The 25,188-nt window shown below is 41.0% G+C and carries 22 protein-coding genes and 1 riboswitch; of the genes, 9 read left to right on the forward strand and 13 right to left on the reverse strand.

The genetic code is table 11. The features are described from left to right. Positions 1-4: 4 nt before the first annotated feature. The 5 genes from mutS to WKF66_RS06245 form a co-directional block, all read right to left on the reverse strand. A complete protein-coding gene (gene mutS, locus WKF66_RS06225; protein ID WP_489673560.1) occupies positions 5-2,581 on the reverse strand; it encodes a DNA mismatch repair protein MutS in 2,577 nt (858 codons plus the stop codon). A gap of 118 nt (positions 2,582-2,699) precedes the next feature. Beyond that, on the reverse strand, positions 2,700-3,425 hold the full coding sequence (locus tag WKF66_RS06230; protein WP_489673561.1) for a menaquinone biosynthetic enzyme MqnA/MqnD family protein: 726 nt from the start codon (positions 3,423-3,425) through the stop codon (positions 2,700-2,702). Continuing rightward, positions 3,418-4,041 (reverse strand): histidine phosphatase family protein, encoded by a 624-nt coding sequence (locus tag WKF66_RS06235; protein WP_489673562.1) that lies wholly within the window; start codon positions 4,039-4,041, stop codon positions 3,418-3,420. The genes WKF66_RS06230 and WKF66_RS06235 overlap by 8 nt, the downstream gene beginning before the upstream one ends. Further along, positions 4,042-5,235, reverse strand: a complete 1,194-nt coding sequence (gene mqnE / locus WKF66_RS06240; protein WP_489673563.1) for an aminofutalosine synthase MqnE — start codon at positions 5,233-5,235, stop codon at positions 4,042-4,044. A gap of 145 nt (positions 5,236-5,380) precedes the next feature. Next, positions 5,381-5,869, reverse strand: a complete 489-nt coding sequence (locus tag WKF66_RS06245; protein WP_489673564.1) for a hypothetical protein — start codon at positions 5,867-5,869, stop codon at positions 5,381-5,383. A 114-nt stretch (positions 5,870-5,983) separates the two neighbouring features. On the opposite strand from WKF66_RS06245, the gene WKF66_RS06250 reads away from it, so the two are divergent. From WKF66_RS06250 to WKF66_RS06265, 4 genes are all read left to right on the forward strand, one after another. Further along, positions 5,984-7,105 carry a trans-sulfuration enzyme family protein gene (locus WKF66_RS06250; RefSeq protein ID WP_489673565.1) on the forward strand — a complete coding sequence of 374 codons (1,122 nt, stop codon included), beginning with the start codon at positions 5,984-5,986 and terminating at the stop codon, positions 7,103-7,105. A gap of 170 nt (positions 7,106-7,275) precedes the next feature. Further along, a riboswitch (SAM riboswitch) is annotated at positions 7,276-7,388 on the forward strand. Positions 7,389-7,583: 195 nt separating this feature from the next. After that, on the forward strand, positions 7,584-8,888 hold the full coding sequence (locus tag WKF66_RS06255) for an O-acetylhomoserine aminocarboxypropyltransferase/cysteine synthase family protein (RefSeq protein WP_489673566.1): 1,305 nt from the start codon (positions 7,584-7,586) through the stop codon (positions 8,886-8,888). A 24-nt stretch (positions 8,889-8,912) separates the two neighbouring features. Further along, entirely contained in the window at positions 8,913-9,971 is a 1,059-nt protein-coding gene (locus WKF66_RS06260) for a homoserine O-acetyltransferase family protein (RefSeq protein ID WP_489673567.1), read from the forward strand. 5 nt (positions 9,972-9,976) lie between these two features. Further along, positions 9,977-11,218, forward strand: coding sequence for a homoserine dehydrogenase (locus WKF66_RS06265; protein WP_489673568.1), 1,242 nt, complete (start codon positions 9,977-9,979; stop codon positions 11,216-11,218). Between the two features lie 57 nt (positions 11,219-11,275). On the opposite strand, the gene WKF66_RS06270 is transcribed toward WKF66_RS06265, so the two are convergent. The 3 genes from WKF66_RS06270 to WKF66_RS06280 are packed head-to-tail and all read right to left on the reverse strand — an operon-like array spanning position 11,276 to position 16,560. Further along, positions 11,276-12,562 (reverse strand): dihydrolipoamide acetyltransferase family protein, encoded by a 1,287-nt coding sequence (locus WKF66_RS06270; protein WP_489673569.1) that lies wholly within the window; start codon positions 12,560-12,562, stop codon positions 11,276-11,278. Positions 12,563-12,612: 50 nt separating this feature from the next. Beyond that, positions 12,613-13,860 (reverse strand): competence/damage-inducible protein A, encoded by a 1,248-nt coding sequence (locus tag WKF66_RS06275; RefSeq protein ID WP_489673570.1) that lies wholly within the window; start codon positions 13,858-13,860, stop codon positions 12,613-12,615. 9 nt (positions 13,861-13,869) lie between these two features. Further along, positions 13,870-16,560, reverse strand: a complete 2,691-nt coding sequence (locus WKF66_RS06280; protein WP_489673571.1) for a putative LPS assembly protein LptD — start codon at positions 16,558-16,560, stop codon at positions 13,870-13,872. A gap of 57 nt (positions 16,561-16,617) precedes the next feature. Here WKF66_RS06280 and WKF66_RS06285 point away from each other — a divergent pair, with 57 nt between their 5' ends. The 3 genes from WKF66_RS06285 to WKF66_RS06295 are packed head-to-tail and all read left to right on the forward strand — an operon-like array spanning position 16,618 to position 19,315. Next, positions 16,618-17,496, forward strand: coding sequence for an N-acetylmuramoyl-L-alanine amidase family protein (locus WKF66_RS06285; RefSeq protein ID WP_489673572.1), 879 nt, complete (start codon positions 16,618-16,620; stop codon positions 17,494-17,496). A 12-nt stretch (positions 17,497-17,508) separates the two neighbouring features. Next, positions 17,509-18,354, forward strand: a complete 846-nt coding sequence (locus WKF66_RS06290; protein ID WP_489673573.1) for an N-acetylmuramoyl-L-alanine amidase family protein — start codon at positions 17,509-17,511, stop codon at positions 18,352-18,354. A 7-nt stretch (positions 18,355-18,361) separates the two neighbouring features. Further along, the gene (locus WKF66_RS06295) at positions 18,362-19,315 is read left to right on the forward strand and encodes an MlaD family protein (protein WP_489673574.1); all 954 of its coding nucleotides are present in this window, start codon (positions 18,362-18,364) and stop codon (positions 19,313-19,315) included. Here WKF66_RS06295 and WKF66_RS06300 read toward each other — a convergent pair whose 3' ends face one another. From WKF66_RS06300 to WKF66_RS06315, 4 genes are read right to left on the reverse strand one after another with little or no spacing between them, the layout of a single operon-like run. Continuing rightward, the gene (locus WKF66_RS06300; RefSeq protein WP_489673575.1) at positions 19,316-20,227 is read right to left on the reverse strand and encodes a ribonuclease Z; all 912 of its coding nucleotides are present in this window, start codon (positions 20,225-20,227) and stop codon (positions 19,316-19,318) included. Beyond that, positions 20,227-20,613, reverse strand: a complete 387-nt coding sequence (locus WKF66_RS06305; RefSeq protein WP_489673576.1) for an STAS domain-containing protein — start codon at positions 20,611-20,613, stop codon at positions 20,227-20,229. The genes WKF66_RS06300 and WKF66_RS06305 overlap by 1 nt, the downstream gene beginning before the upstream one ends. 19 nt (positions 20,614-20,632) lie before the next feature. After that, entirely contained in the window at positions 20,633-21,583 is a 951-nt protein-coding gene (locus tag WKF66_RS06310) for a phosphoribosylaminoimidazolesuccinocarboxamide synthase (RefSeq protein WP_489673577.1), read from the reverse strand. 35 nt (positions 21,584-21,618) lie between these two features. Beyond that, complete coding sequence (locus tag WKF66_RS06315; RefSeq protein WP_489673578.1) at positions 21,619-22,587, reverse strand: PhoH family protein; 969 nt, start codon at positions 22,585-22,587, stop codon at positions 21,619-21,621. A 102-nt stretch (positions 22,588-22,689) separates the two neighbouring features. Between WKF66_RS06315 and WKF66_RS06320 the strand changes: the two genes are divergently transcribed. Both WKF66_RS06320 and WKF66_RS06325 read left to right on the forward strand, forming a co-directional pair. Next, positions 22,690-23,469, forward strand: a complete 780-nt coding sequence (locus WKF66_RS06320; protein WP_489673579.1) for an SAM hydrolase/SAM-dependent halogenase family protein — start codon at positions 22,690-22,692, stop codon at positions 23,467-23,469. 51 nt (positions 23,470-23,520) lie between these two features. After that, positions 23,521-24,045, forward strand: coding sequence for a hypothetical protein (locus WKF66_RS06325; protein WP_489673580.1), 525 nt, complete (start codon positions 23,521-23,523; stop codon positions 24,043-24,045). A 188-nt stretch (positions 24,046-24,233) separates the two neighbouring features. Here the strand turns inward: WKF66_RS06325 and WKF66_RS06330 are convergent, their stop codons facing one another. Continuing rightward, the gene (locus WKF66_RS06330) at positions 24,234-25,184 is read right to left on the reverse strand and encodes a D-2-hydroxyacid dehydrogenase (RefSeq protein WP_489673581.1); all 951 of its coding nucleotides are present in this window, start codon (positions 25,182-25,184) and stop codon (positions 24,234-24,236) included. Between the last annotated feature and the right edge of the window lie 4 nt (positions 25,185-25,188).

The following is a 25,188-nucleotide window of genomic DNA, read 5'->3' on the forward strand; positions in this document are numbered from 1 at the left end:
ATTCCTATTGCTTGATAATACGTTGAATCTCATCTAATTTCAATAAGGCTTCTACGGGTGTCAGAATATTAACATCAAGGTTGTTTATTGAGTCCCGTATCTTAACCAGTACAGGGTCTTCTACGGAAAACATCTGGAGCTGATATGCCTGGTTCTGTACTTTCTTTATGCTGTCTTTAATACTTTGTCCCTCAGTTCTGTCTATCTCCAGTTTCTTAAGAATCTCATTGGCCCGATTGATCAGTTTGGGAGGCATACCTGCCATTTTTGCGACATGAATACCAAAACTGTGTTCACTCCCTCCAGGAACAAGCTTTCTTAAGAAGATGACACGGTTGCCGACCTCTTTAATAGAGACGTTAAAGTTTTTGATCCTTCCCATGGTATTTGACAACTCGTTGAGCTCATGATAATGAGTTGCAAATAGGGTTTTGGGTTTAGCTGTAGGGTGTTGATGCAGAAACTCAGCTATTGCCCATGCAATAGATATCCCGTCATACGTGCTGGTGCCCCGGCCGATCTCATCAAGAAGAATCAAGCTATTGTCCGATATATTATTAAGGATACTGGCTGTCTCATTCATCTCTACCATGAATGTACTTTCCCCCGAAGATAGATTGTCTGACGCACCGACTCGGGTAAATATTTTATCTACCAAACCAATTGAGGCGGTTTTAGCAGGCACGAAACAGCCCATTTGAGCCATCAGCACGATAAGGCCGGTTTGCCTTAATATAGCCGACTTACCAGACATGTTTGGCCCTGTGATGATGATTATCTGTTGCGTCTCATTATCCAAAAACACATCATTGGTAATATATTCTTCTCCAACCGGGAGTCGTTGCTCAATAACCGGATGTCTGCCCCCCTTGATGTCCAGCGTTCTTTCGCTATTCATTTCTGGCTTTACGTAATGGTTTTTGATAGCGAGCTGAGCAAAACATAGCAGCACATCTAATTGGGCAATCAAGAAGGCGTTCAGCTGTATTTGTTTGATATACGCAGATACCTGAAACATCAATTCGTTGTACATGCGCACTTCTATAACCTGTATCTTTTCTTCAGCGCCAAGAATTTGCTCTTCGTATTCTTTTAGTTCTGGTGTGATGTATCGCTCTGCACTTACCAGCGTTTGCTTACGGATCCAGTCTTCAGGCACCTTGTCTTTATGGGTATGGGTTACTTCGAGGTAATATCCAAAAACGTTATTAAAGGCTACTTTCAATGAAGGTATTCCTGTGGAGGCTGCCTCCCGTTTCTGTATTTCAACCAGGTAGTCTTTCCCGCCAAAAGCAATCTTTCTCAGGCGGTCAAGTTCATCATCAATGCCATCCGATATCACGTTACCCTTAATCAACAACGCTGGAGGATCTTGCTGCAGTTCCCTTTCCAGTTTCTCCCTGATCGTTAAACAAGGATTAAGCTGTTCTGCCAATATACCGAGGTAGGGATTTTTACTTTCTTCGGCTATCTTTTTTACCGATTCAATATGATATAATGCCTTTTTAAGGGCGCAAAGTTCTCTAGGACCGACGCGTTGCAAGCCGACTTTAGAGATCAGGCGCTCCAGGTCTCCAATCTGTTTGATATGGTTGGTAAAAGATTCTAGAAGGGATTCGTCTTTTACAAGATACTCTACCATGCCCAGGCGCTCTTCAATAGGTTTAAGCTCCTTTAATGGCATGATGATCCACTTATACAATAATCTGGCACCCATTGGGGTGGAAGTTTTATCTAGTACCTCAAAAAGTGTTACCGCATTGTCATGTGGAGAGCTAACGAGTTCCAGGTTACGGATGGTAAAGCGATCCAGCCATACAAACTTATCTTCTTCCAATCGGGATATAGCGCTGATGTGCTTTAAGTTGCGATGCTCCGTGTCATTCAGATAGTGCAATACCACCCCGGCGGCTACAACACCTGCTTGAAGCTTATCTACCCCGAAGCCTTTTAAAGAATTCACTTCAAAATGCCTGGTCAGAATTTCATTTGCATAGTCGGACGTAAAGGCCCAGTCATCGAGGTGAAAAGTGTAAAACTTATCACCAAACAGTTCAAGAAATTCTTTGCGTTTCGTCTTCTGGAAAACAACCTCGTTCGGTTTAAAACCTTGCAATAATTTGTCGATATATTCTGCATCCCCTTGTGCAACCAGAAATTCACCGGTGGATATGTCGACGAAAGATACGCCAAGCGTACTTTTTTCAAAATAAACAGCTGCAAGATAGTTGTTGGATTTCTGGTTTAATATATTGTCACTGTAGGCAACACCAGGTGTTATCAGTTCTGTAACCCCTCGTTTAACGATTGTTTTAGTAGCTTTCGGGTCTTCGAGTTGATCGCATATTGCTACTCGCTGACCGGCCCTTACTAGTTTAGAAAGATAGTTATCGAGCGAATGGTGTGGAAAACCTGCAAGCTCCAGTGCACCATTAGGCCCGGTGCCCCTGCGGGTTAATACGATGCCTAATATCTGTGCGGTTTTAACCGCATCTTCACCAAAGGTTTCATAAAAATCACCGACTCTAAATAAAAGTAATGCGCCAGGATATTTCGCCTTGATGGCGTTATATTGTTGCATTAACGGGGTTTCTTTATATACGTCTTTCGCCAAAATATATCTGTTTACAAAATCGTAAATATACCACCTTCATTTGGAGCCTTTATGGTTTGTGGAAAATTTAACGATTGTGTATAGGTTACAACCTTGATATATAGGAAAGGAAAAGGTCTAAAGCTTCGCGCTTTTTAGGCGTTAAGTCGAAATCAAGCTTGTTGAAGAGATAATCTTTGAGGTCAAACCCTTGCTGCACAGGTAATTCATTTAACAATTCAGTCCGGTGAGCAAGTCCTAAAGCCAATGCTGTATTGAACTCTTTAATGAATGAGGGGTCAATCGGCTTGTTAGCAACCCAGGCAGCATAAACAAAGGGAAGGCCAGTAAAGCGCATCCACTCCTCTCCCATATCGTATGCGTAGGGATAGGTCTCCTTTTTACCAAATGTACGGTCGCCAATCAAAACAAGTGCATCTGTTGCGGCATTTACGTCGGTTGTATACTCCACCTCTTTCTTCCAGTGAAACTTAAGAAGTACTTTTGCAAGGTTGTTGGAGGTTCTTGATTCACTGTCAAGTCTCAGGGTTTTGATCTGCTCTGCCGGAACGTTACTAAATATAAATACGGAGTTTACTGCGCCAACAGAACCGATACAATAGTCTGCCACTATGTTTGCATTAGGCACAAAAGGTATAGCTGCCACTGGTATAAGGCCGATATCAACCTGCTGATTAATCAGCTTGGCGGCACAATCTGAAGGTATATCCAGACTAAGATCTATTTTATCAATTACTTCTGAACGTGCTATGCCGTAGATGAACGGCTTTGTGTTGGTATAAGCTACTGCAGAAACTTTTATTTTATTCAAGGGACTTTTTTAAATGATCGGTATTGTTAAATTCAACGATGGTAAAAATATCGTTGGTTAACTCTACTTTGTAAAGCGTTGTATTCAGGTGTGGAAAATCACCCATTTCAGATAGCGGCTTGTTTGCAAGTAAACACAGCAGTAAACGCATAGCGCGACCGTGCATACAAACCAAAACCAGTTTCTCTTTTTGATGGCTTTTAATGATACTGACAGCTTCAGTTAGACGAGCAAGCACCTCATTAGGGCTTTCTCCCCCTTCAAACTTAGAATCGTAATCGCCTGACTGCCATTTATCCATTATTTCTCTAAAGGCAGCAATGGCATTAGCATCATTAGGCTTACCCTCCCATTCTCCCCAGGCGAGCTCATCCAAACCCGCAAGTTGTTGCCAAGGTATACCTGCATCAATAAAACGTTGAACAGTTTGATGCGTCCGTTTTAAGGTTGATGTGTATATTTTTTCAAAAGGAACATCTTTATATCGATCATAAAAAGCTGCTGCTTGCGCCCGGCCGGTATCATTAAGATCACTGTTTATACCTCTGCCTTGAACGATTCCCTGCTTATTTAATTCCGTTTCACCGTGTCTGATGATATATAGTTCTTTGTCCATCTAGTTAATTACTGGTAGTTTATAATATTGGGGTTTTATATCCTCTTCAAACACCACGTCGCTAAAATCGGTAACTACATTGTATAGGGTGTCTCTTTCTATCGGTTTGCGTTTCACTTGTTTTATCAAATTAACAAGCTCTTTGGTGCTCATAGCCGGGTGTTGCTCTTCTGCGCCCGCCATGGAGTAAATTTTAGTGGTATCATCAAGTGTCCCATCAATATCATCAACACCAAAGTTTAAGGAAAGTTGAGCAGTTTGTCTGCTAATCATTGCCCAGTAAGCTTTGATGTGGTCAAAGTTGTCAAGGTAAATCCTTGATATGGCATAGTTTCTCAGATCTTCAATCACCGAAACCTCTGGTACATGTTCCATCTGGTTGTGTTGATTTCTGAACTTTAATGGGATGAATGTCTGGAACCCTCCCGTTCTATCTTGCAACTGGCGCAGCTGCTCCATATGGTCAACCCGATGTTCGTATTTCTCGATGTGGCCATAAAGCATCGTTGCATTAGAACGCATGCCTAATTTGTGCCACTCTTCGTGAATTTGCAACCACTGCTCGCCTGTGCATTTGTCTTTCGCAATTAGCTCCCGAATTTCTGGATGAAAGATCTCTGCGCCACCGCCTGGAATAGACTCGAGTCCGGCCTCTTTCATGAGCTTCATTCCGGTTGCATAATCAATCTTCGCTTTTTTGAATATATAGTGATACTCAACAGGTGTGAGCGCTTTTACATGAAGCTCAGGCCGGTGTTGTTTTATCGCAGTAAAAAGTGCAGAATAGAAGGCTACATCGTACTGTGGTAGAACACCTCCAACAATATGAACTTCAGTAACATCTTCCCCATCATATTTCTTGACCACGTCGAGCATCTCTTCGAGCGTCAGGGCCCATCCCTCATCCTTCTGTTTGATCAGACGGGAATAGGAACAGAACTTGCAATCGTAAACACAAAGATTTGTAGGCTCCAGGTGGAAGTTCTTGTTGAAATAGGTTTTGTCTCCGTGTTTGCGTTCCCGAATATGGTTAGCGAGGGTACCCAGGTATCCAAGCTCCGCGTGTTCGTACAGGTAAACACCTTCGTTAAAACTGATACGTTCCTGAGTCAACACCTTTTTAGCTATTGACCTAAGTTGCTCAGATAAGTCCTGATCGTTAATTATAACCGCTAATGCTGACGTTGTATTCATTAAGTCTTTATAATAAGGCAAAAGTAAGATAAAATCAAGAGAAGAAGTTTCAATTGGAGTTGTATCCTGTCAGGCACATGTAAAAGAGGACAAAAAAAAGGGATTCAAAATTAATTGAATCCCTTTTTATAAATAGGTTTTAGAATTATTTCACTGCTTTTGTGAAGTTAAGAACGATGTAAGCTGGTGAAGTACCGTATTCTACTGGTGATTTGATCACCATACTGTCGCCATCGCTTGAAGTAAGCACTAAACGATAACCAGAAGTTACGTTCTTAGCCTTATCTCCTTCAAAGATCTTTTTAAACTGGAAAGTTTGATCCGCAGGTGAAGCTGACCAATAGATAGATTGTGTTTTTGCTGCGCAAGCGCCACCACCTGGCAAGGTATAGGTACCATTACCACTGTTTGTTAAACTCCACGTACTTCCTTGAAAACAAGTATAAGAACCTTCATCAAACAATGTTTTAACTGCAGATTGTGGAAGTCCTTCAAAAGTAATATCGCTCAAAACCCAGTTACCGGTGATGTTACCTCTTTTAACTGTTGTGTTTGCAGCACCTTTTGGTGAACAACTTTGTAGTACCATTAATGAACTGCATAAAATGGCTGCTATTAGGAATATTCTTTTCATATCAACGTTTGTTTGCTTTCCAATTACATAAATCTTGCCAAAACATAAACAGAATAATTTCTACCTTTATACTAGTTATACTTTTTAAGTGCTTATTTACCTAACATTATCATAATGAAGCCCGAAACACTTGCGATACATGCCGGAAATTTATTCAAAGCCAGCACCAATGATGTCACCACTCCTATCAACCTTTCCACAACCTTCTTGAGAAATGAAGAAGGTGGCTATTCAGGCGGACATATGTACAGCAGGGTAAGTAATCCTAACCGTTCCAACCTGGAAAAAACACTGGCTGATTTAGAGCATGGTGCTGAAGCCTGCGCTTTTTCTTCCGGAAATACAGCAGGTATGAGTCTGTTTCAAGCGCTAAAACCTGGCAGCCACATCATTGCTCCGGATGACATGTATTGGGGTTTCAAGAAACAGTTGATGTCCATCTTCGCTGGCACCCTTGAGTTCGATTTCATTGACCTTACTGTCCTTGAAAACGTTGAAAGTTTCATAAAAGACAATACGACCTTAATCTGGATAGAGACCCCTTCAAACCCTTTGTTAAAGGTAACTGACATCCTTGCGATTTCAGCTATTGCTAGAAAACATAACCTAACACTGGCTTGCGACAGTACCTTCGCCTCTCCATGTCTTCAAAATCCTATTGACCTTGGCGCCGATATCGTTATGCATTCCTCCACAAAATACATCGGTGGTCATAGTGACGTGCTAGGCGGAGTATTGATTACTGCCAAAGTGGATTCACTTTGGGAAGCGATTAGAAACGTTCAGCAAATTGGTGGCGCGGTGCCGTCCCCTTTTGATTGCTTCCTTTTACTTCGAAGCATCAAGACACTTCCCTACCGGATGCGTGCACATAGTGAAAATGGAATGGCTTTGGCCAACTATCTTGAGCAACATCCACAGATTGAGGCAGTCTACTACCCTGGACTAACGTCCCATCCGCAGCATGAGATCGCCAAAAAGCAGATGAGTTCTTTTGGAGGAATGATGTCTGTTTTAGTTAAGGGTGGCGCTGAAGAAGCACGAAAGGTTGTTAATGCTGTTAAGATATTCGCGCAGGCAACGAGCCTCGGGGGCGTAGAGAGCCTTATAGAACACAGGGCCTCAGTAGAAGGACCAGACACTAAAACACCACAGAATTTAATTCGGATATCGGTTGGTCTTGAACACATAGACGACTTAATTGAAGACTTTAACCAAGCTTTGGGTGTAGATTAGAAGTAAAACTAGGGCTGTTTTACTACCTTTATTAAATTTATTATATTGTTTATTAGATTGTTACGAAATATTCAGAATTATATTTTGGTAGATTTACGTGCATGCCCTACATTTGTCTAAGTATATAGCACGAGCTATATAGAAGTCAACCTTGTTCGTTTACACGGTTTGATTTATAAAGAAGTGGCGAGAGACAGGCTCAATGACCCACTGGCAACCCTCCAAGAGGAGAAGGTGCCAATTCCTGACCGGGATAGCATGGTGCTACCTGGAAAGATAAATTAGACAGAATGAAAAATGTAACATCCGCTATTGATCAGATAAATTGTTGTCGCTATAGGCTTTGCTCCTATATGTGCTGTTGCATGCTATAAAATCTCAAATCTTCCCTTTGTATAATTGAATCCAACTGGAAGGCCTGTAAAGGGTACGCAACACAACTATGTTTAACTCAAATTCTCAATTTAAATCTTAAATTATGTCAACCTCCTATAAATTCGAAACACTACAACTTCATGCTGGTCAGGAAGTAGATCCAACAACGGGTTCAAGAGCTGTACCGATTTACCAAACTACCTCTTATGCATTTAAAAACTCTGAGCATGGTGCAAATCTCTTTGCCTTAAAAGAGTTCGGCAACATCTATACCCGCATTATGAATCCGACCACTGATGTGTTCGAGAAGAGAGTAGCCGCATTAGAAGGCGGTATTGCAGCATTAGCAGTGGGGTCCGGACAAGCAGCGCAGTTTATCGCACTAAATAACATCCTTCAGGTAGGCGACAACTTTGTCTCTTCTACACACTTATACGGAGGTTCATATAACCAATTTAAAGTTGCGTTTAAGCGTATCGGCATTGAGGTTAAATTTGCCAATGGCGATGACGTAGAAGACTTCGAAGCAAAGATTGACAGCAAGACTAAGGCGATCTATTTAGAAAGCATAGGAAACCCGTCTTTCAGTATCATCGATTTTGAGCGGTTATCAGCGATAGCTAACAAGCATGATTTGCCGTTAATTGTTGACAATACTTTTGGTGCCGCAGGATATCTTTTCAAACCACTAGCGCATGGAGCTCATATTGTAGTTCAATCGGCCACGAAATGGATTGGTGGGCATGGTACAAGTATTGGCGGCGTAATTGTTGACGGTGGAACTTACAATTGGGGAAATGGCAAATACCCTCAGTTTACTGATCCTTCTGAAGGCTATCATGGCTTGGTATTTAATGATGTCTTCGGTATTGGAGGTCCGTTTGGAAATATACAGTTTAGCATTAGAGCCAGAGTTGAAGGTTTACGTGACTTTGGTCCGGCTTTGTCCCCTTTCAACTCGTTTCTACTTATTCAGGGCTTAGAGACGTTATCTTTGAGAGTTCAACGCCATGTAGACAATGCTTTAGCGCTGGCGCAGTGGCTTGATGCTCATGAAGCTGTGAAAAAAGTCAACTACCCTGGATTGGAGAACAGTCCATATCATGCCAATGCTAAAAAGTATTTACAGAACGGTTTTGGTGCGGTATTGTCCTTTGAGTTGAACGGAGATGCGAGTAGTGCAACTGCGGTTGTAGATAATCTAAAGTTGGTGAGCCATGTAGCAAACGTAGGTGACGCGAAAACATTGATTATTCAACCTTCGGCAACAACACACCAACAACTTAGTGTAGAAGAACAAGCTGCTTCGGGAGTATTACCTAATTTGTTAAGGGTATCAGTTGGTTTGGAGCACATTGATGACATCAAAGCAGATTTTGAGCAGGCATTCGCAAGTATCAACCTTTAATTTTAAAATGTTTTGTCTGATATAATGAGTACCAGGGCTACCTACAACTACGATAAGCCGTTTCAACTGGAAAGTGGGAACGAGCTGACAAACCTACAGATTGCTTATCAAACCTATGGCAAGTTAAACAGCAACAAAGACAATGTGATCTGGGTTTGTCATGCACTTACAGCTAATGCTGACGTCTTGGACTGGTGGAAAGGCTTGTTTGGAGATAACGATTTTTTTAATCCCGATGAACACTTCATCGTATGTGCTAACGTATTGGGATCGCACTATGGAAGTACAAATCCCTTAAGTATCAATTACGCAACCGGACAATCTTATTATCTTGCTTTTCCAGAGTTTACAATCCGGGATATCGTTGGTGGGCATCGTTTATTAGCTGATCACTTGGGTATTGAAAAGATTAAAGTCCTGATCGGTGGATCATTAGGCGGCCAACAGGCGATGGAGTGGGCTATAATTGATTCTAGTAAGATTGAAAACCTGATTTTAGTGGCAACCAACGCTGCCCATTCTCCATGGGGCATTGCCTTTAACGAGAGTCAGCGACTTGCAATTTCAACGGATCGTAGCTTCTATGCTCATCATCCTAAAGGAGGATTAAAAGGGTTGAAGACCGCTCGTAGCATCGCTCTTTTATCATACAGAACTTACGAGGCTTACTCATCCACGCAATTGGAGAGTGTGAACGACAAAACAAATAACTTCAGAGCAGCGTCCTACCAAGGTTACCAGGGTGAAAAGTTGTGTAACAGGTTTAATGCTTACAGCTATTATTACCTGACCAAGGCAATGGATAGTCATAATGTTGGCAGGGGCCGTAAAAGTATAGCGGATGCGTTAGGACAAATAAAGGCAAACACTTTAGTGATAGGGATAGAAAATGATGTACTGTTTCCAGTGACTGAACAAGCATACCTGGGGTTAACTATTCCAGATGCGACTTTTAAAAGTATCAGTTCGGCCTATGGTCATGACGGATTCTTAATCGAAACGGATGCACTTACCCATATTATAGGCAATTTCCTGAAAGACAATGCAAATAAGAAAATAGTCAAACTCCATAGAACTGCATAATCATAATGAGTAAGAAACTTAAGATAGGCCTTTTTGGATTCGGAGTAGTTGGCCAGGGGCTTCATGATATTATCCGTGGTCAGGACCTTAATCTCGAGATTGTCAAGATCGTTATTAAGAACCCAGGTAAAGAGAGAAGCCTGGACCCGAAGTTGTTCACTACAGACCATAACGAAATTCTAGATAACCCAGATATCAATACGATCGTAGAGCTAATAAATGATGCAGACGTTGCTTTTGAAATTGTAAAACGTGCTCTTATAGGAGGTAAGAATGTAGTTTCTGCAAATAAGAAGATGATCGCCATGCATTTGGCTGAACTAGTTGAATTGCAGTCAACTTACGGATCATCACTACTTTATGAGGGGGCAGTTTGCGGAAGTATTCCAATTATCAGAAACCTGGAAGAGTACTACGACAATGAATTGCTTCACGGGATCAGCGGTATTTTTAACGGTTCTTCAAATTACATACTCTCCAAGATCTTTAATGAAGGCTTGGAGTATGGAGTGGCTTTAAAGCAGGCGCAAGACCTGGGCTTTGCAGAATCTAACCCTATTCTGGACGTTGGTGGTTATGACGCTAAATTCAAGCTGGCAATTGCTACAGCACATGCTTACGGTCTTTTTATTAGTCCAGACCAAATCCTTAACGTGGGGATTCAAAATCTTTCTGAGCACGACATACGTTATGCGAAGGAAAAGAATTACAAGATCAAGCTTGTTCCAACGGTAAGAAAGATCAGTACTAAGCAAGTGGTCACCTACGTTTTACCTAAGTTTGTAAAATCCGATGATTTTCTATTTAACGTAGAGAATGAGTATAACGGAGTCACTGTTCAGGCGGCATTTGCAGATAAACAGTTCTTTTTTGGCAAAGGAGCAGGAGGTCATCCTACCGGGGCAGCAGTACTATCTGACATCGCAGCACTTCGTTACGATTATCGGTACGAATACAAGAAATACCACCAGCGCAATGGTTTGATCCATACAGACCATGTTAATATTGAAGTTTATATAAGATATACTCATGAGTACACCCTGGAGAAATTGAAGGTGGAGCATATCTCAGAACGCTTCTCGAGAAACGACTATAAATATGTAATTGGAAATGTGAGCCTTAAATCACTTCTTGCTAATCGGAATTTGCTCGAACAGAAAGATATTTTTATAGCTCATACGGGTCGGTATACCTACACCGAACAACAGATTCAAAACATTGCGAAAGAAGAAGTTTTGTCAATTTAGTTTATACTTTGTTTTGTTTTAAAAGAGAAAAGGCCCCGATCAGGGCCTTTTCTTATATTATATTTCTCTGTTGATATCCCAATTTTCGAGGTAATCACCTACTCTACGTACAAAAGATCCACCTAGCGCGCCATCGACTACACGATGATCATAGGAAAGTGATAAAAACATCATATGTCTAATTGCGATTACATCACCGAATTCGGTCTCTAAAACAGCCGGTTTCTTTTTGATTTCACCAACTGCAAGTATCGCTACCTGGGGTTGATTGATGATTGGCGTTCCCGTTACATTCCCAAAGGAACCTACATTCGTTAAGGTGAAAGTTCCACTTTGTGTGTCGTCAGGCTTAAGTTTCGAGTTTTTCGCTCTGCTTGCAAGGTCGTTGACCGACTTTGTTAAGCCGACAAGGTTGAGCTGATCGGCATTCTTTATCACTGGAACGATTAAATTACCATTTGGAAGTGCTGCGGCCAGGCCAATATTTATATCTCGCTTTTTAATGATCTGTGTCCCGTTGACACTTACGTTAATCATCGGAAAATCTTTAATAGCCTTTGCCACCGCTTCAACAAAGATTGGTGTGAAAGTAATTTTTTCACCCTCTCGTTTCTCAAAACCTGCCTTTATCTTTTCTCTCCATAACACGAGATTAGTTACATCTGCCTCGACAAAAGAAGTTACGTGAGGAGCGGTCGATACACTTAATACCATATGATCTGCGATCATTCTGCGCATCCTGTCCATCTCTATGATCTCATCTCCCCCACCCAGGCTAACCGCCGGCTTAGTTTCATTATCGACAACTGGTTCAGCAATCACAGGCTTAGCACTGCTTTGAGCTGCTCTTTTAGAAATGTAATCCAGAAGATCGTCTTTAGTAAGTCTGCCCTCTGCTCCGGTACCAGTTATGCCATCGAGTTCAACCAAAGAAATGTTTTCCTGACTGGCGATATTTTTGACAAGAGGAGAATAGAATCGACTCGAAGACGCTGGTATTGATGTATGTTCTGCTGTAGGCACTTCCTTTTTTGGTGCTGGTGCCTGTTGCGCTAAAGGGGTCTCCTTCTTAATTTCAGGAACAAATGGAACTTCTACGATGCTTTCTGTATCAATAATTGCAATAACAGCGCCTACCTGGACTATCTCGTCTTCCTTGTATAAAAGCTTAATTAATGTGCCAGCTACTGGTGAAGGTACTTCAGAGTCAACCTTATCTGTAGCAATTTCCAAAATGGTATCGTCCATTGCTATCTTATCGCCAGGCTGCTTCATCCATTTAATGACGGTTGCTTCAGCAACACTTTCCCCCATTTTTGGTAACAATAATTCGTATTGAGCCATCTTTTATTTCAATGTTGATAACGATTGCAAAAGTAAAGTATTTCGAAGACTTAAAGGGTGTTTCGCTTTAGTTCATTAAGAATCATCATTAAAGCCGCTGAAGCAGAACGCTCTATGTTTTGAATACGTTTATTACCGAACTGAAATAACTTCGATACGACCCCATGCTTACTTGCAACGGCAATCCAAACCGTACCGACCGGTTTATGAGGTAGCTCACCACCTGGACCTGCAATACCACTTACAGAAACAGCATAATCGGTTTTAAAGTGACTTAAGGCTCCCTGTGCCATTTCTCTAACCGTCTCTTCACTGACAGCACCAAAACTACTCAGGGTATCTGATGAAACACCAAGAACTGATTGCTTTAGCTCATTTGCATATACTACACCTCCACCTTTATACAAAGCTGAAGAGCCGGGATGTTTGGTGATTAAATGCGCGATGTAGCCTCCTGTGCAACTCTCTGCAGTAGACAGCGACAGACCGCGGGACTCCATCGCATCAAGCACCGCTTTTTCCAGCGCAACATCATCTTCTATAACGACATATGGCTTAATTCTTTTTATGATCAGCTGTGCTGAGGATTCAATATCATGCTTTAAACTATCCTCATCATCGCCAGTGCCACTTAGTCTCAACCTTACCTGTCCAAGTTTTGGTAAATACGCTAACTTGATGTGAGGTGGCAAACTGTCTTCTATGGATTCTATTTCAGTGGCAAGAAAAGACTCTCCGATGCCTGCGGTGAGAATGGTTTTATGAAAAATAAATGGAAGTTTAAATGCGCGTTTGAGCCTGGGTAAGATTTCTTCCTCCATCAAATACATCATTTCGAAGGGAACCCCAGGCATGGAAACGATGATGTTTTCACCAGATTCAAACCACATGCAGGGTGCCGTTCCGTTTTTATTCTGAATGACCAAACAGCCATCGGGTACATCTGCCTGTTTTCTATTTAAGTCAATCATCGGGCGATTTAAACGTTCGAAGATTCCTTCAATATGTTTAAGTGTTTCCTCATCACGCCTTAACCCCATATTGAAATAACGGGCAAGAGTGAATTTGGTGATGTCGTCTTTTGTTGGTCCTAAGCCGCCTGTGATCAAGATAACCTTCGCTCGTCTCTGTGCTAGTTCTAAAGCCTCCATGATGTGATCAGCATCATCAGATACTGAGGTGATTTGCTTAACCTTAACTCCAATCAAATTCAGCTGTTGAGCCATCCAGGCAGAATTGGTGTCCACAATTTGACCTATTAGAATTTCATCTCCTATGGTTATAATCTCAGCTAGCATAATGGGTGTTTAAAAACGAGTGTAGTAAGCTTTTCTTTTACTAAGTTTCAGGTCTTGAAGAACGGAAGCTTTAACTTTTATATCAACAGAATACGATTGATAAGCTCCGAAAGGAACCCAGCTTATACTCATATCCCAGCAATGCAGATCGCGATATATCTGTAAGTTGGTAATGGAAAATGTATTTGCCTTGAAATCCCATCCTGAGCGAAACTGCACTTTCCATTTGGGCGTAACATTCACATCACCGTTGAAGTTCAAGGTATTCGTAACCGATCCATTCCCTCCGACGCGGTCGGTACTGTATTGAAAAGCATAATCAAATGCAAAGTTCCACGGTAGTTTAAAGTCCACGAATGCGTTTGGATCCCGGCTAACCATTGCAAGTGCGTCAGCCTGCTCTTTGGTTACAGCCCCAAGTTTTGAAGCATTTTCCCGAAGTTCGTCTTCGTTCATGTTTCGACGCTTTAACGCTTCAGGATTCAGGCTGTAGTTGAAACTAAAGCCAAAATTAGTTAGGCGGGGCAGTTTACCTGCTTCCCAGGTATATTTGTCCACAATAGACAAAACCTTATTTCCATTGCCATCGTCAACCAGAGCAGTTTGATATGGGTCTAATTGACCGTTATAGTTAATACCTAATTTGTCAGAGAATTGAGAACGTCCGTTAAAACTTAGTATTGACAATTTCTCTCTAGTTGCAAGAAAATTATAGGAACCATTGATGCTTAAGCCCTGTATGATCGGGATCTTTCGTTCCCCTTTTCCAGTGGTATCCCTTGGAGTTAGCACTTTTGCCTCAACGGTATTGTCTATGCCGAAGGAAATTGATGCATTTTGTCCTGCACCTGGGCCACCGTACAATGAACCTTCAAAAATAGAATACGTTAATGCTCTTCCATCGATATCCCTGACTTGGGTTCCGTCAGTGTATCGCGCTTCCTTATAGTATCCGCGTTGAAGAGTTGAAAAATCCGGGCGGTAACTAAAATTGACAGAAGGAGTCATCACATGCCTAAGGGCTTTGAAATTTCCGAATTTGGTAAACTGCGCTGTACTATAGATTTTAGTGGAAGTACCCATGCTTAAGTTGTATTCACTATTTCGCCTGAATCCCGGAATGGTGTCCGTGATAATTTTATCATCAGCATTCACAACCCTTAAGTAGGTCTTTTCGATGGTTTGGAAATGCCACCTCTCCGTGTACGAGACACCTGTATTGAAGTTGAAGTAGTCAAGGACATTAAAAGCCATATTAATAGGTATTTGGTGGTTGACACCATTTTTGAATTTCTGCAAACTTTCCTTCTTGAATAGCTGGCTCTCCGTTGTTGTAATGGTATTGCTGGCTTGTAAGCTATAACCAACGGTTATTTTTTGATACCATTTCTGTTCTCCAACACGATCTTTAGAATCAAAAGGATTGAAAGTTGGCACAGCCAAACTGACGTTTGGAAGCGTTAAACCAATACTTTGGTCTTGCGTATTCTGATAACCCGAGAAGTCTGAACCAAAGGTGATTCCGTTTCCAAATATCTTACCATAGGCGATACTTGATCTAAGCGTGTTTTGTGCAATCCTGTTAGGATCATAGGTATTTCCAGCAGCAGTATTTGCATTATAGCTGCTTGTTCCCGCATCTACGGATGCAGAGAAGTTTGTACCTGGCTTGGAATTTGCATTTTGGCTATGGTTCCATTGAATGTTAAAATCTTTCCTTGCGGAAAAATCAGGTGAACCCTCAGAACCATATCTCGAATTGGCATATCGGAAATTTATAGTCCCCATGTACTTGTAACGCTTAATATAGTTTGAAAGCAATGAGCCTTCATAAGAGCCACGGGTGAATATTGTTCCCAAGACTTTGGCATCCCAAAAATCATTTAAGCCAATGTAATAGCCTCCGTCTCTTAGAAAAAATCCTCTGGTAAAATCTTCACCTGGACTCGGAAGAATAAATCCGGAGCTTTTCTTATTAGGTTTTGGAAAGAATGCAAAAGGAAGGCCTAGAGGTAATGGTATATCTTCTATTTCAAGATATACAGGGCCGGTGATGATTTGTTTCTCGGTAACAATACCTTTAGTGATGTAAATACCGAAATGGGGATGTGGTAAGTTACATGTACTGTAAATTTGTCCTTTACTGTGAATTTCATCATCCGGTTGCTTTTTTGCCTTACCACCTGAGAAAAAACCTCCTTCTTGTTCTGAAAAGACACCGTGAATTGTACCCGCACCTGTTTTGATGTTATACCTAAGCGAATCTGCCATCGACGTTCCCTGACCTTCCATTTTTAAGATTGGCCGACCAACGTATTTACCTTTAGCGTTGGTTCTCCCTCTCGCATAAACCAGATTGGTCTTAGTGTTGAATTCGATATAATCCGCATCAAGTTCGAAACCCTGATACATAACCCGCGCCTCCCCATACAAATAAACGATTTCGCTCGTTTTATCTACAACAGTTGAATCTTTAGCTTTATATTCTACTTTCTCAGAAGCAACCGTATCTTTTGGTTTACTTTGTGTTGTAGTTGACCCTGTTACCGGCGACTGCGGACGAGTCGGGCCACTGGTGGCAGGCCTTCTGATCGTAGTGTCTTGCTGAATAGAGAAATTGGAAAAAGCTGTGGCTTTATTACTGGTGCAAACCAACAATAAAAAAGAACTAATAAAAATGATATTCAGTAAAAGTTTCAATTTCGTGTGTGAATGTTATTTTTGCATTAAATGTATAATCCAAAACGTTCAAAATTAATGAAAAATATACCATTGCTTAGACCAAAAGTTGTTTTGACCGTATTTATTTCCTTCGCACTTACTATGCTAGCTAGTTATCAAGGCTTTACGCAAGAATATAAAATAAAAACAATCGTTATTGACGCCGGCCACGGAGGCAAAGATGGGAGCACAAGAGGGCTGTATTCTACAGAGAAAGATGTGGCCTTAAAAACCGCGCTGCACCTGGGTTCAGTGATTGAGGCAAACATGAAAGATGTTAAGGTGATTTACACTAGAACTGAAGACGTTTTCATTCCTTTATATGAGCGAATTTCCATTGCTAACAATGCCAAAGCAGACCTGTTTATTTCTATTCATTGCAATGATATGCCGGTGCATCGGTCAACTATCGTAACTGGTAGCAGACGAAATAGCAACGGTAAGAGAGTGCCGATAACAAAGACAGTTGCCAGGAAAAGTACAAGTACTCGCGGCGTAGAAACGTTTGTTTCAGGGATGGGACGTGTAAATGAGCAAGACGAAGCTATCAAACGGGAGAATGCGGCTATCTTTCTGGAAGAAAACTACAAAGAAAACTATGAAGGCTTTGACCCAAACAATCCTGAAAACTTTATCATTCTTTCCCTAATGAAAAATACCTTCCGTACCCAAAGCTTGAAGCTGGCCAAATTGGTGCAGGATCAGTACATTAACGTTGGTCGCGTTGACCGGGGTGTTCAGGAGAAAAGCCTGGCGGTACTTGCAAGGGCGGGAATGCCTGCTATTTTAACTGAAATTGGTTTTATCAGTAATCCAGAGGAAGAGGACTACATGAATTCTGAATCTGGTCAAAACGAAATAACAAACTGTTTGTTAGAAGCTATTAAAAACTATAGAAAAGTTATCGAGGGATAACTGCGACCAGAAATGAGATTAAAGCACACACTGTTTCTATTACCCATCTTAATCTTAGGCTTCGCCGGCGAATTGTTCTCTCAAACCTATCGGGTTAGAACTATTGTCATCGACGCCGGGCATGGGGGAAAGAAGCCAGGGGCACGAGGAACTACTTCCTTTGAGAAAAATGTGGCGCTTGCGGTCGCACTTAAACTCGGAAAGAAATTTGAGGAGGATATGCCTGGTATTAAAGTGCTCTACACTCGAAAAACAGACGTTGACGTAGACTTCTACAAACGGGCAGCCCTGGCTAATGATAACAATGCAGACATTTTCATTTCCATCCACTGCAACTCGATGCCCGATAACAGGGTGATTACTGGATATACAAAGAGCAAGAGCGGTAAAAGTGTTCCTAGATATGCTTACACGAAGAATCGTACAACCAGAGGCACCGAAACTTTTGTTGCAGGATCGCACCGCTTAAACGAACAAGACGCAGCGATTCGTGAGAACGAAGACATCAAGCTTGAAAAGAATTACAAACAGAACTATAATGGTTATGACCCTAAGGATCCCGAAACATTTATTATACTATCTTTGTTTAAAAATGTATTCAGGGATAAAAGTTTGAAGTTAGCGCGACTTATTCAGGATAATTATACAAAAATTGATAACAGAGTGAACAGAGGTGTTAAGGAGCAAGGATTACTTATTCTGCAACGCTGTGGAATGCCTGCGATTCTTACCGAAATAGGATTCATTTCGAATCCAGACGAGGAAGAATACATCAACTCTGCCAACGGACAAGCGGAAATTGTTAATTCAATTTTCAGAGCGGTTAAGACTTATAGACAAGAAACTGAAACAAATTAAGTACTGAATGAAAATTGCAAATGAAACCAAAGTAGGCATATTAGCTGCCTTCTCTATCGCCCTTCTAATTATCGGATACAACTTCTTAAAAGGAAATGCTATTTTCTCCAGCGAAACTGTTCTATATGCTAAGTATTCTCATGTAGATGGCTTGGGCGTTTCCAAACCAGTGCTTATTAATGGATTTCAAATTGGTCGGGTTGATAAGCTTCAATTACAACCGGATGGCTCTATTGTAGCAACTTTGAAGATTAAAGGCAAATATGAGATTCCCAGAAATAGTATTGCCAAGTTAGAAAGCACAGATTTATTAGGTGGCAAAGCAATTGTGATGGCACTGGGCACAGGAATAGATTTCGCTCAAGATGGCGATACGCTCAACGCTAATGTTGCTAAAGGTCTATTGGAAACTGTTGAACCCGTACAGAAAAAAGCAGAGGTCATCATTGCAAAGATGGATTCCATTTTAACAAGTGTGAACACGATATTGAACCCAAACTTCCAGAAGAATGTTGACAAGAGTTTCAATAGCATAGCATCTACGCTTGCCTCATTGGAAGCTACTTCTAAGAAAGTAGATAATCTTGTAGGCTCAGAGGGCTCAAGGATCTCTTCTATTCTTTCGAACGTTGAAGCGATATCTAATAATCTAAAGCAGAACAATCAAAAGATCAACGCCATCCTTAATAATATAAATACGATTACTGATCAAGTTGCAGCTGCTAACTTTAAGCAGACAATAGACAATGCAAACAAAGCAGTGGCCGATCTTCAAAGTATCGTAGTCAAGGTTAACAGTGGTCAGGGAACATTAGGTATGCTGGTTAACGATACCAAAATGTACGACAACTTGAACAATGCTTCAAAAAATCTGGATAATCTGATAATTGATCTTAAAGAAAATCCCAAGCGCTACGTCCACTTCTCAGTATTTGGAGGCGGCAGCAAGAAAGACAATTAGTTAGACTCGAAATGTAATGCCCTCAATAGCGAGTTCAGTATTCTTAAACACTGAAATTGCCTCTTCTAATAATGGCAACAGCGTCTTATATCGTGAAGAGAAGTGCCCAATAAGCAATTTATCAGCATGTGTTCTGTTAGCGACTTCAGCAGCCTGTAAAGCAGTAGTATGATGCGTTTGATTAGCGCGTTCTAATAATTCATGGAGAAATGTAGATTCATGATACAGTAGGCTGCAATTTTCTATTGTGCTAAAATACCGCTCATCGAATAAAGTATCTGAACAATATCCATAGCTTTTAGGCTCCTCTGGATTAGTAGTATAATCTTGATTTAAAATAACCTGACCTCCAGGAAGCGCCAAATTAGCACCCCTCTTTAAAAGTGGATAATATTCAATTCCAATACCCTCTTCCTCTAATCGCTCAACCAGTAATTTCCTCATCCTTTTCTTCTGCGTAAACTTGAAGCCTGTACAGGGTATTCTATGATTTAGAATAACAGTGTCGACCGTTAAATCAGCGTTTTCAAAAATAGTGCGTGATTCATCCGCAGTAATTCCACTAAATTCAAGTGGATACCTCAAGATTGTCTCAGAATGCTTGAACTGCAATGCTAGAATCTCTTGTAAGGGATATGGCGCAAATATCTTCATTGGCTTGATGCGTCCATTCAGATGGAGACTGGAAAGTAAACCAATTAACCCGAAATAATGATCACCATGAAGATGACTTATAAAAATATGATCTATCTTATTTGCTTTGAAATTGTATTTAATCAACTGTTGCTGAGTTCCCTCTCCACAGTCAATCAAGTAAAACTTCTCATTGCAATTTAATAGCTGTGACGTAGGGTTCCTATTATGAACTGGTGTCGCAGAACTGCTGCCTAAAATTGTTACTTCAAACTTCATTAATCCTTCTCCACTCCTCCTAAAAGTTCCTTCTCTAGTTCTTCCATGAATATTAAGTCGGCCGCTTCTTCGAGCTTCCCGACGATGTTCAGTGACTTATTCAGATTAGAAATCTTCAAAATTTCCTTAATTGTATTATTTATGCCAGTGATGATAAAAAGTCCCTTCGCCTTTTTACAAAGCTTCTTGCCGGTTTGCAGGCTGCTCAAATCTTGTGAATCATTAATTTCCTTCACAGCAGAGAGGTCCAGTACCATGTTATGGAAACCTTCTGCATTGAGCGAGATCAGCTGAGACTTCAAGTCAGCGTTATGATCGTCTGTGAAATTCGACTCTTCAAGCTTTAGTACTACATACTTTTGGTGTTTATCAACGGCAAAGTTCATAGGCTTCCTTTGTGTGTGATTATGAAAATAATCTATTTATCCCTGTATTGATGTTTCGCTCGATTCGTTCAAGTACATCGGTGCTTTCGTTCTTTAAAAACTTATCGCCGGTAATTTGCTCAAACAACTCAATATATCGTTCAGATATAGAATTGATCAATTCATTATCCATATCGGGTACCGACTGCCCGTCTTTACCCTGAAAGCCATTCTCTATAAGCCATTTACGCACGAATTCTTTTGAAAGCTGCTTTTGTGGCTCATTATTATCCTGTCTGTCTTCGTACCCTTCCGCATAGAAATATCGTGAAGAGTCCGGAGTGTGTATTTCATCGATTAGATAAATATCATCGCCGACTTTTCCAAATTCATACTTGGTATCTACCAGGATTAATCCACGCTCTTTCGCAATTTCAGTCCCGCGTTTGTAAAGCGCCTGAGTATAGTTTTCCAGGTGAGTGTAATCGAATAGCGAGACAATTCCTTTAGCTAATATATCCTCTTTTGAAATATCTTCATCGTGCCCGACTGCAGCTTTAGTCGTTGGGGTGATAATCGGAGCCGGCAGCTTGTCGTTTTCCTTCAAACCATCTGGTAATGAAACGCCACAGACACCTCTTTTTCCGGCACTGTATTCCCGCCATGCATGACCGGCTAAGTAGCCTCTAATAACCATTTCAACTTTAAAAGGCTCACAGATTTTTCCAATTGTAACCATTTCATCAGGCACATCAAGCACCCAATTTGGAACGATATCTTTGGTGGCTGCAAGAAATTTCGCTGCGATCTGATTCAATACTTGTCCCTTAAAAGGAATGGCTTCAGGAAGAACAACGTCAAATGCGGAGATTCTATCTGTAACTACCATTGCCATATATTGATCATTGATCGTATAAACATCTCTTACTTTCCCTTTGTAAAAACTGGATTGCTTCGGGAGGTTGAAATGTGTTTCTTTAATTGCTGTCATGTATTGGGAAAGTGACTTTTAAGGTAATTTCTTAATTATTGTATATCTCCGTAAGCTTTCAAGATGCGTTTGACAAGTTTATGCCTCACTACATCTTCTCCAGTCAAATAGATAGTTTCAATTCCTGGAATATCATCAAGAATGCGTAATGCGTTATTCAAACCTGACATTTGTTTTCTAGGTAAATCGATTTGAGTGACATCGCCGGTTACTATAAATTTAGCGGAGGGGCCCATTCTGGTTAAGAACATCTTCAACTGAAGATCAGTGGAGTTCTGTGCTTCGTCCAAAATAACGAAACAATTATCTAACGTTCTACCCCGCATAAATGCAAGCGGAGCGATTTCTATAGTCCTGTTTTCTAAATACAGCTTAAGTCTTTCTGCGGGAATCATGTCATCCAACGCATCGTATAACGGCCTGAGATAAGGATCAACTTTCTCTTTCAGATCCCCAGGTAAAAACCCGAGGTTCTCTCCCGCTTCAACGGCAGGTCTGGTGAGGATAATTCTTTTGATCTCCTTATTTTTCAATGCGCGAACAGCTAAAGCAACAGCGGTATAAGTTTTACCTGTACCAGCTGGACCGATAGCAAACAAAACATCATTCTTACTGATACTCTCAACCATCCGTCGTTGATTAGCGGTTCTCGCTTTAATCATCAGTCCATTATTTCCAAAAACGATCACCTCGCCCCCGCCACCACTAGGTGCAGGCTTATCGGTAGCGTTTTCTTCAGAAGATGATGATTTTTTAGCTCCAACTATCGTATCCACGTCGCTTGCCGTCAGTGCACTGTATTTCTCTAAATGGGCGATAAGCTGGTTGTATTTATTCTCGAAATTTTTGAGTTCCAATTCGTCGCCAAGTACCTTTACCTCAGTACCACGGGCAACAACTTTTAACTTTGGAAATGCGTTTTTGATGATCTCATAATGCTCATTATTGGGACCCCAAAATTGAGCAGGGTTTACAGATTCTAGTGTTAATTTCAGTTCGTTCAAAATATTGTTTTTAAGATAGAAGTGTATATTTTGATATAAAAATTGAATATTTGTACGCGGCAAACCGCTTACGCAAGATTAAGAATAAATATTCAATTTTTAATGGCCATTATAACATTAACGACAGATTTGGGCTCGAAGGACTTCTATCAGGCTGCTTTAAAAGGCAGTATCCTGAGCATCATGCCTACGGCTAATATTGTTGATGTTACACATGACGTTCCTTCATTCAACATCTCCTACGCCGCCTTTGTTCTGAAAAACGTTTATCCTTATTTCCCTAAAGGAACCGTTCACTTGATCGGCATTGATTCCGTATTTAGTGAAAACACAAAGTACATTGCGTTAAAGTACCGGGATCACTTTTTTGTAGGGGCTGATAACGGAATCTTCTCTTTGTTGTTTAATGATGCCCCTGAAGAAATTGTTGAATTGAATATAATGCAGGACCTGAAATATCTCCACTTTCCTCTAGTGGATATATTTGTTAAGGCAGCAGTACAACTTGCAAAAGGTGGCCGGTTAAGAGATATTGGAGTTGCAACAGATGGCATAGAACAAAGAATGCTGCTTAATCCCGTGATCGAACGTGACATTATCAGAGGTAGTGTGATCTACATTGACACTTTCTGCAATGTCATTACAAACATCACGAAAGACCTTTTTAGTAAAATTCAGCGAAACAGGGACTTCACACTATATTTTAGAAAAAGTGAAACGATTACAAAGTTAAGCTGGCATTACAATGAGGTTCAGGAGGGTGAAAAGCTTTGTTTGTTCGGGATCAGTAACCATCTGGAGATTGCAATCAATAAAGGCAAAGCCAGTGGCTTACTAGGGCTACATTTAAACGACATCATTAGGGTTGAATTCCATCCCTAAGGCATAGTCTTTGCTATTAATGTTATCAGTTCATCTATATAGAGCTCATTAATGAAAACTTTTTTACTATTATACTTTGTTGTCATCGGCCAGGCGGTCTATGCTCAGCAAGCAGACACCACTGCCTATCAAACCCAGCGGCTTAAAGTAAATGCTTTGTTAAATCAGCGCAGCGCGAAGTTTGGCCAGTACGATCAAAGCCTGGATACGAAGACTGGAATCTTCGGCTTTCAGACAAAGTCTGATGTCAAAAACTCTAACGAGATCCTTCGTCAAATTGTGCTGAACGACAATAACATATTTAAAGAATTGAAGGTTCTGATGGAGTATAAAGATCAGGAGGTCATTGCGGCGAAAAATACAGCTTCCGAAGTAAACAGCAGGATGCTGAGCTATATGCAGTCAATTAAGAAGCTGCAGGAAGAAAATGAAAGATTAAAAACTACGACTAAAACAACCTCATTAGGAGGGCTGGCAATTTATATCATACTTTTCTTATTGGCCGCTTTGATTGGCAGTTATTTTTACTTTCAAAATAAGGTTAAGAGCATAGTGAGTAGTAAAGGGCCTTTTTAGCCACGATCGTCCCGGTGAAGACCGGGAACTCGGCCTGGGCGGCATTGTTATGCCGAGGTTCTGATACCGGCCTTCGCCGGCATGACGAATGCAGGATGACGGGGGGAGGTACACACATTTCATTACCCCTTCAACAACAAAGTGTGCTTGATATCAAAACCCTATCAAGCACACTTCATTAAATCACTTTACCCTTTGAAATGTGCAATAATCAAATTAGCCAACTCGGTACCAATTCTTTCTTGTGCCTCATTTGTTGATGCCCCAATGTGAGGTGTTAACGAAATCTTCGGGTGCGATAATATCGCAGCCAACGGTGTAGGTTCATTGTCAAATACATCCAGTCCGGCGAAGGACACCTTTCCTCCATCTAAAGCTGCAAGCAATGCCTCTTCATCAATGGTACCGCCCCTTGAACAGTTCACCACTCCTACCCCATCTTTCATCTTTGCAAACTCTTCAACTCCTAATATAGGCTTATCTGCAAATGGTGTATGCAGGGAAATAAAATCACTTTTAGATATGACCTCCTCTAATGATACCGTTTTCACCGGGATATCAACAGTAATTCCACCTTGCAGTTTCAATGTAATATTACCCTCAAAAGGATAGAGATCATATGCAATTACGTTCATACCTAATCCCAAAGCTACACTCGCGGTCTCTCTACCTATCCGGCCAAAGCCAATTATCCCTAAAGTCTTACCTCTAAGTTCAATCCCTTTAGCATACGCTTTCTTCAAATTGTTAAATTTCGTAGCTCCCTCAACAGGCATCTTTCTATTCGCATCCTGTAAAAATCGAACACCTGTAAATAAATGCGCAAACACAAGTTCGGCAACTGAAAGCGAAGAAGCAGCTGGAGTATTTACTACGCTAATGCCTTTGCTTCGTGCATAATCTACATCTATATTATCCATGCCAACTCCACCTCTACCAATTAACTTGATGCTTGGGCTCTGATCAATGGTTTCCTTACGAAGCTGTGTTGCACTTCTTACAGTTATGGCATCATAATTTTTCAATGCTTCCACTAGTTTATCCTGAGGTACAGTTTGCGTATCGACAATAAAACCAGCTTCTTCAAGTAGCGCTTTGCCGATTGGATCTATACCATCGTTTGCAAGTATTCTAATCATTATG

The sequence above is a fragment of the Pedobacter sp. genome, assembly GCF_037719805.1.
In the GTDB taxonomy this organism is placed as follows: domain Bacteria; phylum Bacteroidota; class Bacteroidia; order Sphingobacteriales; family Sphingobacteriaceae; genus Pedobacter.